This window comes from Aeromicrobium sp. Leaf291 (assembly GCF_001423365.1).
GTDB lineage: Bacteria > Actinomycetota > Actinomycetes > Propionibacteriales > Nocardioidaceae > Aeromicrobium.
Genome location: NZ_LMNM01000002.1, coordinates 224,527 through 239,459, shown reverse-complemented (window position 1 = coordinate 239,459; position 14,933 = coordinate 224,527). Strand labels below are relative to the sequence as shown.

General features: G+C 71.7%; 10 protein-coding genes. 1 reads left to right on the top strand and 9 read right to left on the bottom strand.

Going from position 1 to position 14,933, the window contains the following annotated elements; all coding sequences use genetic code 11:
• The first annotated feature begins 19 nt into the window (after positions 1 to 19).
• Entirely contained in the window at positions 20 to 1,150 is a 1,131-nt protein-coding gene (gene eis, locus ASF35_RS10945) for an enhanced intracellular survival protein Eis (RefSeq protein ID WP_055967109.1), read from the top strand.
• 50 nt (positions 1,151 to 1,200) lie between these two features.
• On the opposite strand, the gene ASF35_RS10940 is transcribed toward eis, so the two are convergent.
• The 9 genes from ASF35_RS10940 to ASF35_RS10900 form a co-directional block, all read right to left on the bottom strand.
• Positions 1,201 to 2,445: a YeeE/YedE family protein gene (locus ASF35_RS10940; RefSeq protein WP_055967106.1), complete on the bottom strand. Its 1,245-nt coding sequence runs from the start codon at positions 2,443 to 2,445 to the stop codon at positions 1,201 to 1,203.
• Between the two features lie 84 nt (positions 2,446 to 2,529).
• Positions 2,530 to 6,018: an error-prone DNA polymerase gene (locus tag ASF35_RS10935; RefSeq protein WP_055967104.1), complete on the bottom strand. Its 3,489-nt coding sequence runs from the start codon at positions 6,016 to 6,018 to the stop codon at positions 2,530 to 2,532.
• 24 nt (positions 6,019 to 6,042) lie between these two features.
• Positions 6,043 to 7,575 carry a DNA polymerase Y family protein gene (locus tag ASF35_RS10930; RefSeq protein ID WP_055967101.1) on the bottom strand — a complete coding sequence of 511 codons (1,533 nt, stop codon included), beginning with the start codon at positions 7,573 to 7,575 and terminating at the stop codon, positions 6,043 to 6,045.
• The gene (locus ASF35_RS10925; protein ID WP_235499147.1) at positions 7,572 to 8,273 is read right to left on the bottom strand and encodes a hypothetical protein; all 702 of its coding nucleotides are present in this window, start codon (positions 8,271 to 8,273) and stop codon (positions 7,572 to 7,574) included. The genes ASF35_RS10930 and ASF35_RS10925 overlap by 4 nt, the downstream gene beginning before the upstream one ends.
• A 64-nt stretch (positions 8,274 to 8,337) precedes the next feature.
• On the bottom strand, positions 8,338 to 10,098 hold the full coding sequence (locus ASF35_RS10920) for an ABC transporter ATP-binding protein (RefSeq protein ID WP_055967098.1): 1,761 nt from the start codon (positions 10,096 to 10,098) through the stop codon (positions 8,338 to 8,340).
• A complete protein-coding gene (locus ASF35_RS10915; RefSeq protein WP_055967095.1) occupies positions 10,095 to 11,081 on the bottom strand; it encodes an ABC transporter permease in 987 nt (328 codons plus the stop codon). The genes ASF35_RS10920 and ASF35_RS10915 overlap by 4 nt, the downstream gene beginning before the upstream one ends.
• The gene (locus tag ASF35_RS10910; RefSeq protein WP_055967092.1) at positions 11,074 to 12,000 is read right to left on the bottom strand and encodes an ABC transporter permease; all 927 of its coding nucleotides are present in this window, start codon (positions 11,998 to 12,000) and stop codon (positions 11,074 to 11,076) included. The genes ASF35_RS10915 and ASF35_RS10910 overlap by 8 nt, the downstream gene beginning before the upstream one ends.
• 147 nt (positions 12,001 to 12,147) lie before the next feature.
• Complete coding sequence (locus ASF35_RS10905; RefSeq protein ID WP_055967088.1) at positions 12,148 to 13,773, bottom strand: ABC transporter substrate-binding protein; 1,626 nt, start codon at positions 13,771 to 13,773, stop codon at positions 12,148 to 12,150.
• Between the two features lie 204 nt (positions 13,774 to 13,977).
• Complete coding sequence (locus ASF35_RS10900; protein ID WP_055967085.1) at positions 13,978 to 14,925, bottom strand: electron transfer flavoprotein subunit alpha/FixB family protein; 948 nt, start codon at positions 14,923 to 14,925, stop codon at positions 13,978 to 13,980.
• Positions 14,926 to 14,933: the final 8 nt, after the last annotated feature.

The following is a 14,933-nucleotide window of genomic DNA, read 5'->3' as shown; positions in this document are numbered from 1 at the left end:
GTGGGGACAGGATGAGTGCATGGAGATCAGCCGCCTGACCGACGACGACACCGCAGCCATGCGTCCCTTGTTCGTGGAGGCGTTCGGGGCGTTCGACCCCCCGGAGCCGCCGGTCGCGATCCACGCCCCGGGCAAGACCTGGTGGGGTGCGTTCGTCGCTGGACGCCTCGTGGCCACCGCGCTCGACCGTGCCTACGACTCGTGGTTCGGGGGCACGCTGGTGCCGACGGCCGGCATCGGCGGGGTGACGATCACGGCCGAGCACCGCGGCAGCGGCATCCTCACGCCGCTGCTGACGACGCTGCTCGACGCCGCGCGGGAACGTGGCGCCCTGGTCTCCACCCTCTACGCCACCTCCCCCGGCATCTACCGGCGCCTCGGGTACGAGAACGTCACCACCCTCGACGACGTCCGCGTGCCCACCGGGGCGCTCGCTGCCGGCGGCACCACGTCGGTGCGCCGTGCCGACGAGTCCGACGCCGAGGCCATCCGTGCCGTGCACGACCGGGTCGTCTCTCGCGGCAACGGCCCGCTCCAGCGTCGTGGACCCTTGTTCGCCGAGGCCCCCACGCTCCGGGTCAGCGGCGTGACCGTGGCCGAGCGCGACGGCGTGGTCGTCGGCTACACGTCGTGGGACCGCGGTCGTGGGTACGCCGCCGACGGCGAGCTGCGGGTGTGGGACCTCGTGGCCGACGACGAGGACGCCCTGCGCTCGCTCATGACGCTGCTCTCGACGTTCGGGTCGGTCACGCCGAACGTGCTGCTCCGCTCCAGTGGCATCCCGGCGTGGCAGCACCTGATGCGGGTCGCGCACCCCACCCCCGTCACGTCGACGCCCTACGCCCTCGCCGTGCTCGATCCGGCGGCCCTCGCGCTCCCTCGCGTGCATCCCGGCATCGGCGCGCGCCTGCCGTTCGTGGTCGAGGGCCGACCGCACACCCTCGTCCTGGCCGACGGTTCGGGTCGGCTCGAGGACGGCGACGGGAGCGGCCGCTCGTTCACCCGCGGTGGGCTGGCCCTGACCTTCGCGGGGGCGCAGACGTCGGCGGCGTTGCGCGCCCTGGGCCACGTGGGCGGTGACGACGCCGACGACGTCACGTGGGACCTGCTGTTCTCACGCGGGCCGGTGACGGTGCACGACTACTTCTGAGCACCCGGCCGTCGGGCTCGTCGAGGCGCCCTGCGCAGGGAGTCCCTCAGTCAGCAGACCCCGTCGTACCGCTTCGGCACGTCGAGGCCGAAGTACGGCCGCAGGCGCAGGCCCACCCAGGTGCCGGCGAGCGCGACGAGGCCCCAGATCCAGCCCGACAGGCTGCCGGTGGAGATGCCACCGAGGTAGGCGCCGATGTTGCAGCCCGACGCGAGCCGCGCACCGATCCCCAGCAGGACGCCACCGATCAGCGAGGCCAGGACCTGCCTCGTCGCGAACCGGTGCCGCAGGGAGTAGGTACCGGCCAGCGTCGCGGCGAGGGCGGCCCCGACCACGATGCCGATGTTGGTGAGCGAGTTCTTGTCCGCGAGCACCGACCCCGAGAGCTGGGCGGCCTGGTCGGGCTGCTGCCAGAAGGTCCAGGTCTCGGGGTGGGCCCCGACCAGCTGGAGGAGCTTGGCGCCCCACAGCGCGAACGCGCTGGTGATGCCCCAGATGCCGCCGGAGACCCACAGCACGCCGGCCGCGAGGACGGCCAGCACCACCGCGCCGACGTACGGCGACCAGGAGCCGCGCACCACGCGTGCCGCACCCTGGGCCGTCGGAGGCGGCGAGGTGGGCGGCGGGTTGCGACGGGCCTGCACGACCCGGGTCCCCCACACCACGAGCGCGAGCGCTCCGATCGTGAGCACCCACGCGCCCAGGTAGCCGACGTGGTCCTGCAGGACGATGGGGTCCCACGCCGGCAGGTCGTCGACGAGGTCGTACTGCCACGTGTAGAGCACCGACCCGACGACGAACCCGAAGAGGGTCACGAGGATGCTGCTCTGGCCCGACCCGACGGCGAACAGCGTGCCCGACGCGCACGCGCCGCCCAGCTGCATCCCGATGCCGAACAGGAACGAGCCGAGCACGAGCCCCACGCCGATCGGGCCCTCGACGCCCGCCGGGGTGGTGCCGAACAGCCCGGACCCTGACGCGAGCAGCAGAAGCCCCAGTGTGGCCGCCGTGCCGAGGAGCAGCGAGTGCGCGCGGACGCCCGCCCCGTTGCCGACGGCGACCAGCTGGCGCCAGCCCGACGTGAAGCCGAAGCGCGCGTGGAACAGCGCCGCTCCGAGCCCGAGACCCAGCGCGAGCAGCACGGCCTTCTGCGTGCCGTGCTGGGTCTGGACGACCGCGAGCAGCACGACGGCGAGCACCCCGGCGGCCACCGCCGGTCCGCGCTGCAGTGGAGGTGCCGGCGGCGCGGGTGGGGTGGGGACCCGGGTACGGGCGGGGCTGAGGAGGGTGGCCATGTCCTCGACGCTACGTCCGGCGGAGTCGACCGCCGGTCGGTTCTCGCTCCCTGAGATCGCTCGGCAGGGCCGACGTGACGTCGATCACCGGAAGTCGCGGGACCGGTGAGGACCGATGGTCGAGGCCGCCTCGGGGTACAGCACCTCCACCCGCTCGATCCGCTCGGCCCGCAGGTTGGTGGCACCCTCCACGTTCTCGACCACACCGCGCACGACCACGCCCGCCGCGTTCTGCAGGACCCGCCGGTGCCGCTTCCAGACGTCGGCGAAGACCACCACGTTGAGCATGCCCGTCTCGTCCTCCAGGTTCAGGAACGTGACGCCCGAGGCGGTGTAGGGGCGCTGCTTGTGGGTGATCAGCCCCGCCACCCGGACCCGACGCCCGGTGCCCAGGTCGGGGCAGTCCTGCACCGCCAGCACCTCCTCGGCGCGCAGCAGCGGTCGCAGGTGCACGAACGGATGCTCCGTGGGCGAGATGCGGGTGGCCCACAGGTCGGCGGTGGTCAGCTCGACGTCGCTCATGCCGGGCAGCATCGGAGGTGGCGCCTGCACCGCCGTGCCCGCCAGCAGGTCGGGGGCGTCGGTGTAGCCCGCGTTCCAGAGCGCCTGACGGCGGCTGATCCCGAACACGTCGAACGCCCCGGCCGTGGCGAGGGCCTCCATCTGCGGGACCGACAGCCCGGTACGTCGCACGACGTCGGCCATGTCGACGAACGGACCGTCGGCTCGCGCCGCCACCACCCGCTCGGCGTCGGCCTCACCGATGCCCTGGACCTCGGTGAGGCCGAGGCGCACGGCGTGGTGGCCGTCGCGGCGGTGCCCGGCCAGCCGCGCCTGCAGCTCCGTCCGGCCCTCAGTGTCGTCGAAGTCGCCTGCCGGCGGCTGCACCCGATGCGTGCACCCGTCGAGGCCGGTGCTGGTCCGCCGCCCACGGCCCGGCGCGTCGTCGATGACCTCCAGGTCGGCATGGACCTGTGAGCGGGCGATGCAGGGCCGCCGCGCCTCGACGCCGTGGCGCCGCGCGTCGGCGGTGAGGGACTGCGGGGAGTAGAAGCCCATCGGCTGGGAGCGCAGCAGCGCCGCGAGGAACGCCGCCGGCGCGTGCAGCTTGAGCCAGCTGCTGGCGTACACGAGCAGCCCGAAGCTCAACGCGTGGCTCTCGGCGAAGCCGAAGTTCGCGAACGCCTGGATGCGGGCGTAGATGCCGTCGGCCACCTCCCCCGTGATGCCGTGGCGCTCCATGCCGGCGTAGAGCTTCTCCCGCAGCCGCTCGATGCGCTCGGTGCCGCGCTTGGACCCCATGGCCCGACGCAGCAGGTCGGCGTCGTCGCCCGTGCAGTCACCCACCGCCATGGCGATCTGCATGAGCTGCTCCTGGAACAGCGGCACCCCGAGGGTGCGCGCCAGCACCGGCTCCAGCAACGGGTGGATGAACTCGACCGGCTCCTTGCCCGTGCGGCGACGGATGTACGGGTGCACGGCGCCGCCCTGGATCGGACCGGGCCGGATGAGCGCGATCTCGATGACGAGGTCGTAGTACGAACGAGGACGCAGACGGGGCAGCGTGCCGATCTGGGCACGGCTCTCGACCTGGAAGACCCCGACGGAGTCGGCCAGGCAGAGCATGTCGAAGACCGCCGGCTCCTCCTTGGGGATCGACGCGAGGTCCCACTGCTCCCCCGTGTGCTCGGCGAGCAGGTCGAACGTGCGCTGGATCGCGCCGAGCATCCCGAGGCCCAGCAGGTCGAACTTGACCAGACCCATCCACGCGCAGTCGTCCTTGTCCCACTGCACGACGGTGCGCTTGTCCATCCGCGCCCGCTCGATCGGCACGACCTCGCCCACCGGGCGCTCGGTGAGCACCATCCCGCCGGAGTGGATGCCCAGGTGCCGCGGGGTCTTCAGCAGCTGCTCGGCGAGCTCACCGACCAGCAGTGGCAACGGGCTCTCCTCGGGCGTCTCGACCGCACGCCACGACTCGATGCTCTTGCTCCACGCGTCCTGCTGGCCCACGGAGTAGCCCAGCGCCTTCGCGACGTCGCGGACCGCCGAGCGCGGTTGGTAGCTGATGACGTTGGCCACCTGGGCGGCGTTGCGGCGTCCGAACGTGTCGTAGACCCACTGGATCACCTCCTCGCGGCGACCTGCGTCGAAGTCGACGTCGATGTCGGGCTCCTCGTCGCGCGTGGCGGCCAGGAACCGCTCGAACGGCAGGTCGTAGAACATCGAGTCGACGGCCGTGATGCGCAGGGCGTAGCAGACCGCGGAGTTGGCCGCAGAGCCCCGGCCCTGGCACAGGATCCCGCGCCGACGGGCCTCGGCCACGATGTCGTGGACGATGAGGAAGTAGCCGCAGAACCCCTTGGCCTCGATGACCGCCAGCTCCTGGCGCAGCCGCTCCTCGGCTCGGTCGCGGTCGTGGGCGTACAGGTCGTCGGCGCCCCGCCTCACCAGCTCACGCAGCCACTCCATGGGGGTGTACCCGTCCGGGACGTCGGTCTGCGGCAGCCGCGGCGCCGCACGACGCAGGTCGAAGGCAGCGCCCCGGGCCACCTCGACCGACCGCGCCACGGCTCCCGGGTAGCGCGCGAAGCGTGCCTGCATCTCCTCGCCCGAGCGCAGGTAGGCCTGCCCGGAGGCGGCCAGCCAGCCGTCCATCTCGGCGAGGCTGCGCCGGGCGCGCACGGCGGCCATGGCCTGGGCCAGCCGGGTGCGCGACGGCACGGCGGCGTGCACGTTGCCGGTGGCCACCACCGGCAGGTCGTGCTCGACGGCCAGGGCCGCGAGCACGTCGTTGGTGGCCGAGTCAGTGGGACCGCCGTGGTCGGTGAGCTCGACGTCGACGGCGCCGGCACCGAACAGGTCGACCAGCCGTCCCAGCGCGCGCGACGCATCGGCCGGCCCACCGGTCGCGAGCGCCTGCCGGACGAAGCCCTTGCGGCAGCCCGTGAGCACGTGCCAGTGCCCTCGGCCCTGCTCGGCGAGCCGCTCGAGGTCGTAGACCGGCCTGCCCTTCTCGTCGCCCGCGAGCTGCGCCTCGGTGATGGCCGCGGCCAGCCGGTGATAGCCCTCCACCCCTCGGGCGAGCACGAGCAGGTGGCTGCCCTCCGGGTCCGCGGCACCCAGCTGGGGCGCGGTCAGGCCCAGCGACAGCTCGGCTCCGAACACCGTGTCCAGACCGGGGTGCTCGGCGGCGGCCTCGGCGAAGCGGGCCACGCCGTAGAAGCCGTCGTGGTCGGTGAGCGCGAGCGCCTCCAGCCCCAGGGAGCTCGCCTGCTCGACCAGCACCTCCGGTGCACTCGCGCCGTCGAGGAAGCTGAAGTCGCTGTGGCAGTGCAGCTCGGCGTACGGGACGGTATCGATCTGCCGCCCACTCCCCGGCGCATCGGGTGGCGCCTCGTACCGCGCCCGCTTGCGGCTGAACGCCGGCCCGTCTCCCCCGTCGGGGAAGCGGCCGTCGACCGGGTCGGGGCGCAGGTCGTCGCGGCCCTCGCTCGGCAGCGCGTGGGCGGGCCGGCCGGAGAGCCGGGCCTCCAACTCGCGCCACGGGACGTCGGGGTTGTTCCAGCCCATCAGCGCTCCACGGGCTCGTGCACGTCAGTCATAGCGGGCCTCGGTCCACCAGGTGCCGTTCTCGACGACCATGAGCCAGGCCGTGCCGTCGACCCCGACCACCTGGAAGCGCGCCACCCGACGGGCCGCCGCCTCGTCCCACCACAGCTCGTCGACCGGCCACGGGCCCGCCCAGGACGCCACGGGACGCCAGTCCTCGTCGCCGGCGGCACGGAACCGGACGGGGTCGCAGCTGATCGCTCCCCGGCCATCGACCCCGACGACCCGGTCGCCGGGGCCGACCACCTGGGCCGGACGCGGTGACGCGTACACCGTGGCCGGTGCCGGCGGTGGCACGGAGCCCGGCCAGGGAGCCCCCACGGCACGCGCCGGCTGGGTCTGCTCGCCCCACGGCGCGAGCAGACGCCGGGCCGACGGCGAGCGGCCACCCTGCACCCGGGCGGCGAGCACCCCCTCGTGACCGACGAGACCCTGCACCCGGGCGATGCCGCGCTCGACGCGGTCGTCCTCCTGCGCCGTCGCGGCACCCCGGCCACCGGGCCCGAAGAGGGCGGGTGCGTGCTCGCCGACGGGCGCGACGCTCTCGGGCACGAGCCGGACCGCGCCGACCGGTCCCGGCAGCGGACCGCCCTGCAGCTGCCAGCGCACCCGGTCGACGACGTCGACCGCACCGAACCAGCGCGGGTGGACCCACCGACGGGTGGACGCCACCTGGTCGTCGACCTCCACCTCGATCCCGAGCGCGGTGCACACCAGGCCGTGGTCGGCCAGGCGCGCGACGAACCGTTCGGCGATCGACCGCAGGCTGAACGCCACCGTCTCGGAGCTGGAGACCGGCGGCTCGAGGGTGAGGATCCCGCCCAGCTCGGGAGGCACCTCACGCCGGGCGAGGAGCCGAGGGTCCTGGCCCGAGGCCAGGCGGTGCAGGAGGGCACCGTGGGTGCCGAACCGGGTGTGCACGTCGGACGCGGGCAGGGCCGCCAGGTGCGCGAGCGTGGTCAGGCCCATGCGACGCAGCAGGCTCACCACCTCCGGCGCCTCGAGCGTCTCGACCGGCAGCGGAGCCAGGAACGCGGCGTCGGCACCGGGCTCGACCACGTGGACCCCTTGCGGCACCGCACGGCGGGCGGCCTGCTCGGCCGCGAAGAGGCCGTCGGCCACCCCGAGCCGCACGTCCCACACCGCCAGCGAGACGACCCGCTCGGCGACGACGGCCGCCGCCTCCTCCTCACCCCCGTAGAACCGGGCCGGCACGGGCAGCGCGCACAGTCCCGGCCGTAGCGGCGTGACGGCGGGGCTGAGCTCCTCGACGCCCAGCAGCACCTCCTCGAAGGCCCGGGCCTCGACCTCCGGGCGGTGGTCGGCGAGCGCGAGCTCGGGGCACCGCGCCTGCGCGTCACGGCGCCGCATGCCGCGGCGCACGCCCTCCACCCGGGCGGCGTGGTTGCAGGCCAGCACCTGGCCGCCGTCCATGACCGCGCCGGGGACGTCGCGCGGCAGGTCCGGCAGAGCGGCCCGCACGGGCCAGTCCGGGCACCAGAGCACGAGCGTCCTCATCCTGCGCTCCTGACGAACGCGGGGCTCCTCACGATGGCGGGAACCCCGGTGGCCGGGGGCGCCGCGAGCTGTGGGCGCACAGGTCGCACGGTCAGGTCGTCGGCCGGCAGGAGGAGGTCGCGGGTCCGACTCGGAGCAGTGCCACGGTGCACGGTCACGGTGGCCTCACGCGCCCTCAGGTGGCCGTCACCCGCCCCCACCCCCGCCCAGCGCGTGGTCGCGAGGGTGAGCCGGGCGTCGCACCGGGGCCAGACGCCCCACGGCACCAGCACGCAGCCCTGCTTGCGCAGCCGGGCACCGAGGCGGGCGGCGTCGCCCTCACCGACGGCGGACGGCGGCCGCACCACCACGAGGCCGACGACGTCGACGAGGGCGGCGGTGACCTCCAGCCACCGGTCCTGCGGGTCCGGCACGAACACGGTGCGGTGCGGGTCGACCCCCATGGCCACGGCGGCCTCGACCCCGAGGTCGGGCGCGCCCACGACCGCGGACCACGTGCCGGCCGCCGACGGGCCGGCCATGAGCAGCAGCGCGAGGCTGGCTGCGTCGACGCCGTAGACCCCACCGGTCTCGAGGCTCAGCAGGCCTTCGAGGGCCGGGTGCGTGGGCACCGCCTGCCGTGCGGGCGCGCCCTGCATCCGCTCGACCTCGCGCCGCAGCTCGGCGACGACCTCGAGGGCTGGACGGGCTGCGGACACCTACCCATGATCGAACAGATGTTCGAACGAGTCAACCTGGTCCCACCCCCGAGCCGTCACCGGATCAGGCGTCGCCCGCCTCCACCACGCCGAGCGGGATCGACCCGCCCGGGATCGCGTCGAGGAGCATCCGCGTGTAGTCCTGCTGCGGGTTCTCGAACACGTCGGTCACGCTCGACTGCTCGACGACCTGGCCGTTCTGCATCACCAGCACGTGGTCGGCGATCTGCCGCACGACAGCGAGGTCGTGGGTGATGAACAGGTACGACAGGCCCAGCTCGCTCTGGAGCTCGTTGAGCAGGTTCAGGATCTGCGCCTGCACCAGCACGTCGAGCGCCGAGACGGCCTCGTCGCAGATGACCACCTCGGGGTCCAGGGCGAGCGCCCGCGCGATGGCGACGCGCTGCCGCTGCCCGCCGGACAGCTCGTTGGGGTAGCGCGTCATGACCGACGCCGGCAGCGACACCTTGTCGAGCAGGTCGCGGATCTTGGCCTCGCGCTCCTTGGAGGTGCCGATGTCGTGGAGCCGCAGCGGCTCCTCGATGGACCGGTAGATCGAGTACATCGGGTCCAACGACGCGTACGGGTTCTGGAAGACCGGCTGCATCTGCCGCCGCATCGCCAGCTGCTGCTTCTTGGACCGCAGGCTGGTGATGTCGACGCCGTCGAACTCCACCGACCCGCTCGTGGCGTCGAGCAGGCCGAGCACCATGCGCGCCACGGTGGACTTGCCCGAGCCGGACTCCCCCACGATGGCGGTCGTGGTGCCGCGCTCGAGCCGGAACGAGACCTGGTCGACCGCCGTGAAGTCCGTGGACTGACCGGGGCGGCTGCCGCGGATCTTGAAGACCTTGGTGAGGTCCTTGGCCTCGATGATCGTGCTGGACCCCTCACCGAACTCGCCGGAGTCCGTCGCGACCTCGGCCGCGATCTCGGCGGCGGTCTGCACCGCCTGCTCGCGCACCTCGGCCCGCGCCTGGACCGACGAGAGCCGCTGCGAGGCGAGCGAGGGGGCCGAGCTGACGAGGCGCTTGCTGTAGGGGTGCTGGGGGTTCTGCAGGATCTCCAGCGCCGGGCCAGACTCCACGATCTGGCCGCGGTACATGACCACGAGGTGGTCGGCGCGCTCGGCAGCCAGACCGAGGTCGTGGGTGATGAGCAGCACCGCGAAGCCGAGCTCGTCGGTGAGCCGGTCGAGGTGGTCGAGGATCTGCTTCTGCACGGTCACGTCGAGGGCCGAGGTGGGCTCGTCGGCGATGAGCAGCTTGGGGCGTGCCGCGAGGCCCATGGCGATGAGCGCGCGCTGGCGCATGCCGCCGGAGAACTCGTGCGGGTACTGCCGCGCACGTCGCTCGGCGTCGGGCAGACCGGCCTCCTCGAGCAGCTCGACCACGCGGGCGTCGGCGGCCTTGCCCTTGGCCACGCCGTTGGCCTCGAGCGACTCCTTGATCTGGGTGCCCACCCGCCACAGCGGGTTCAGGTTCGACATCGGGTCCTGCGGCACGAGACCGATGGACGACCCGCGCAGGGCGACGATGTCGGACCGCTTGGCGTGGGCGATGTCCGTGCCCTCGAACAGGATCTGGCCACCGGTGATGCGCCCGGTCCCCGGGAGCAGGTCGATGATGGCGTGCGCCGTCGTCGACTTGCCCGAGCCGGACTCGCCGACGATGGCCACGGTCTGACCGGGGTAGACCGTCAGGTTCGCGCCGATGACGGCGGGGACGATCGTCTTCTTGTCGGCCTCGAAGCCGACGTGCAGGTCCTTGACCTCGAGCAGCGGCTGCTCGCTGGAGGGGCGACCCTCGGGGTTCGGGTTGCTCATCGCTTCTTGGCCTTCGGGTCGAGGGCGTCGCGCACGGCGTCGCCGAGGAGGATGAAGCTGAACACGGTCAGCGCGAGCGCGCCCGCGGGCCAGAACATGGTGCCCAGCCGCTGCCCGGCCCGGACCTGGTTCTGCGAGGCCGCGATGTCGTTGCCCCACGAGACGATGCTCGTCGGAAGGCCGAGGCCCAGGAACGACAGCGTGGCCTCGGCGACGATGAAGATGCCCAGCGAGACGGTGGCGGTCACGATGACCGGGGCCAGCGAGTTGGGGATCACGTGCCGCACCAGGTTCCGGCGCGGCGTGGCGCCCAGTGCGCGCGCAGCGTCGACGAACTCCTGCTGCTTGGTCTCGATGACCGCGCCACGAGCGATACGGGTGACCTGCGGCCAGCCGAACAGGCCGAGCGCGAGCACGATCGCCAGGACCGAGCCCCAGAAGCCGCGGTCGGGCCACACGTTGTTGAGGGCCGACAGCAGGACGATGGCGGCGAGCAGCAGCGGGATCGCGTAGAAGACGTCGGCGATGCGCGAGATGAGCGAGTCGAAGAACCCGCCGTAGAAGCCCGCGACCGCGCCCGTCACCAGGCCCAGCAGCGCGACGATGAGCGTGGTGAACACGCCGACCGCCACGGAGGCACGCGCCCCGTAGATCATGCGCGAGTAGACGTCGCAGCCCTGTCGGTCGAAGCCGAGCGGGTGCCCGGGCTCGCCCACCGCCAGGCTCTTGCCCGTCTGGCAGAAGCTCGGGTCGTTGCTCGTGAACAGCCCGGGGAAGGCGATCACGACGGCCAGGAAGACCAGCAGCGCGGCCGAGACGTAGAACAGCGGGTTCTTGCGCAGCTGCTTCCACGCCTCCTTCCACTGGCTCTCCGGCGGCGCGGTGGTGTCGAGTGCACCCACGTCGTGCAGGGGCGTGTCCTCCAGCCGGGCGAGGTACCGCTCCTGGCCGGGTCGGATCTTGGGCGAGCGGCCGTCAGGCATAGCGGATCCTCGGGTCGAGCAGGGCGTAGAGCAGGTCCACGACGAGACTGGTGACGACGTAGACGAGCACCATGATGGTGACGACGGAGACGATCGTCGGGGTCTCCCCGCGTCGCACGGCCTCGAAGGCCAGGTTGCCGACGCCGGGGACGTTGAAGATGCCCTCGGTCACGACCGCACCGGCCATGAGGCCGCCGAGGTCGGCGCCGAGGAAGGTCACCACGGGGATGAGGGAGTTGCGCAGCACGTGGCGCCGGTTGACCTGGCCGTCGGGCAGGCCCTTGGCACGGGCGGTGCGCACGTGGTCGGCCGTGAGGTTCTCGATGACCGAGGTGCGGGTCAGGCGCAGCACGTAGGCGAACGACACGAGTCCCAGCACGATCGCCGGCAGCAGGAGCTCCTGGAAGGTCGCCTGCGAGCTCACGAGCGCCGGTAGCGCCCCCAGCTTGATGCCGACGAGCAGCTGCAGCACGAAGCCGAAGACGAAGATCGGCACGGCGATGACGAGCAGCGAGACGACCAGCATCGTGGAGTCGAACAGCTTGCCGCGCCGCATGCCGGCGTAGAAGCCCGCGGCCACGCCGAGCACGGCCTCGATGACCAGGGCCATGAGGGCGAGCTTGATGGTCACGGGGAAGGCACGCTGCACCAGGTCGATCACGGGCTGGCCGCTGAACGCGGTGCCGAAGTCGAGGGTCAGCGCGCCCTTGAGGAACAGCAGCCACTGCACCAGGAACGGCTTGTCGAAGTTGTACTGCTCACGCAGCGCCTGGTAGGTGCCCTCGGGCACCGGCTTGTCGCCGAACAGGGCGACGATCGGGTCTCCCGGTCGCAGGAACACCATCGCGTAGATGAGCAGCGTGGCTCCGAGGATCACCGGGATCGCTTGGAGGAGACGCTTGCCGACGTACCACCACATGGGCAGAACTCCTTGTCTGAGGGGGCGGCGACACCGCGACCCGCCACGACGATACGCCGCGGGCGGAAGCGCCACCGAGGGACCCGGACACACCTGTGGGGCAACACCTGAGGTGTTGCCCCACGGGTGGTCGTGCGGGCGCCGGAGCTACTTCTTGGTGATGAGGTGCAGCTCGGGCTGGTTCTGCCAGTTGAACTCGACGTTCTCCACGTTCTTCGACGCGGCAGCGGCGACGTTGGAGTACCAGAGCGGGATGGCGGGCAGGTCCTTGAAGAGGACCTCCTGGGCCTGCGACTGAAGCGCGTAGCGCTTGTCCTCGTCGGGCTCGCCTGCGACCTGCTTCATGAGGTCGTCGAACTCGCTGCTGGAGTAGTCACCGTCGTTCGACCCGGCCTTGGTCTGGTACAGCGGGGCCAGGTAGTTGAAGATCGACGGGTAGTCGGGCTGCCAACCGGTGCGGAAGGCGGTCTTGATGGTGCGGTTGGTGACGTCGGTGCGCAGCTCGTCGAACGTGGCGTAGCCCTTGGCCTTGGCGTCGATGCCGAGGTTGTTCTTGAGCTGGTTCACGACGGCGTCGACCCACTCCTTGTTGCCGGGACCGTCGCTGTTGTAGGAGATCGTGAACGATCCCTCGAACTCGGCGATGTCGTCGGCCTGGGCCCACAGGTCCTTGGCCTCGGTGGCGTCGAACTGCAGCACCTCGCTGCCCGGGATCTCCTTGTCGAAGCCGGGCATGACCGGAGCCGAGAAGTCGACGGCCGGCGTGCGGGTGTCGTCGAAGATGTTCTTCGTGATCTCCTCGCGGTTGATCGCCTTGGAGATGGCCTGACGACGCAGACGTCCCTCGTCGTTGGTGCCGAAGCCGGCCAGGCTCTCGGGGATCGTGACCGAGCCGAAGACCGAGCCGGGCTCGGAGATGGCCTGGACGCTGTCGTCGGACTGGAACGTCGACAGGGCGCTCGGCGGCACGGCGTCGAGGACGTCGAGGTCACCGGTCTGGACGGCTGTGTAGGCGGTGTCGGGGTTCGTGAAGAACTTCAGCGTGACGCCACCGTTCTTCGGCTTGCGGACACCGTCGTAGGAGTCGTTCGGGACGAGCTTGATCTGGACGTCGTGCTCCCACGCGCCCTTGCCGTCCATCTTGTACGGGCCGTTGCCGATCGGGTCCTCGCCGTAGGCCTTGATGTCGTCGAAGGCCGACTCGGGCAGCGGGTAGAACGCCGAGTAGCCCAGACGCGCCGGGAAGTCGGCCTCGGGCTGGTTCAGCTCGATCGTGAAGGTCTTCTCGTCGACGACCTTGAGGCCCTCGAGCGTCTTGGCGGTCGGCTTCTCCTCCTGGACGGCGTCGAAGCCCTTGATCGGGTAGAAGAAGTAGCTGTTCAGCTGCTTGTTGGTGCTGAGGGCGCCGTAGTTCCACGCGTCCACGAAGGAGTCGGCGGTGACGGGGGTGCCGTCGGAGAACTCCCAGTCCTTGAGCTTGACGGTCCAGGTGACGTTGTCCTCGGACTCGATCGACTCCGCGACCTCGTTCACGCTCGAGCCGTCCTTCTGGTACGAGACCAGGCCGGCGAAGAGCAGGTCGATGGCGCGACCGCCACCGGTCTCGTTCGTCGAGGTGGGGACGAGCGGGTTCTGGGGCTCGGTGCTGAAGTTGGTGATGACCGAGTCGGTGGACCCGGAGTCGTCACCGCCCCCGCCACAAGCCGCCAGGACGAGGCTGCCCGCGGCGAGCAGGGCTACGCCCGCGACGCGAGTACGTCGGGAGAGACGCATGGATTCCTCCTGTGAAGATGGGTGCACGCAGGCGCGTGCGCCCCTATTGCTATCACCGCGACAGGGCCGCACGACAGAGCCGGACGACGTCTTAACCAACTTGGAACCTGATCCCGATGGGCCATTCCCCCTGGCTCGGTCGGACCATGGGACGCACGAGGGCCCCGGACCGTGTGGTCCGGGGCCCTCGTGGCAGGAGTGCGATCAGCCCTTGCGCTGGGCGATGCCCTCGGTGGCCTGCGGCAGGACCGTCTTCAGGTCGCCGACGACGCCGAAGTCGACGAGCTCGAAGATCGGCGCCTCGTCGTCCTTGTTGACCGCGACGATGGTCTTGGACGTCTGCATGCCGGCGCGGTGCTGGATGGCACCGGAGATGCCGTTGGCCACGTACAGCTGCGGCGAGACGGTCTTGCCCGTCTGGCCGACCTGGAAGCTGTGCGGGTACCAGCCGGAGTCGACCGCGGCGCGCGAGGCGCCCACGGCGGCACCGAGGCTGTCGGCGAACGCCTCGACCTCGGTGAAGTCGCCACCGGTGCCACGGCCGCCGGAGACCACGATGGCGGCCTCGGTGAGCTCGGGACGGCCGGAGGCGGCCTTCTCCTTGGTGGAGACGATCTTGGCGCCCTTGGCGGCGTCGGAGACCTCGACCGTGACGGCCTCGACCGTGCCGGCGCCCGAGGCGGCCTCGGGGGCCACGGAGTTGGGCTTGACGGCGATGACCGGGATGCCCTTGGTGACCTGGGCGTCCACGGTGAAGTTGCCGGCGAAGACCGACTGCGTGGTGGTGACGACGTCGCCGTCGACCTTCACGTCGACCGCGTCGGTGATGAGACCGGACTCGGTCCGCAGCGCGACGCGGGCGGCGATCTCCTTGCCCTCCGTGCTGGAGGGGACCAGCACGGCCGAGGCGGAGGAGTCGGTGACGATCTTGGTGAGCGCCTCGGCCTTGGGACCGACCAGGTACTCGCCGTAGACGGCGTCGTCGAGCTGGTAGATCTTCTCGGCGCCGTGCTCGGCCAGCGAGCCGGGGACGTCGGCGCCGAAGACGACGGCCGACGGCTCACCGATCTTGCGGGCGATCGTGAGGAGCTCGAGGCTGGGCTTGGTGGCGTTGCCGTCGACGACGTCGACGAGCACGATGACTTCGGACATGTCTCTGC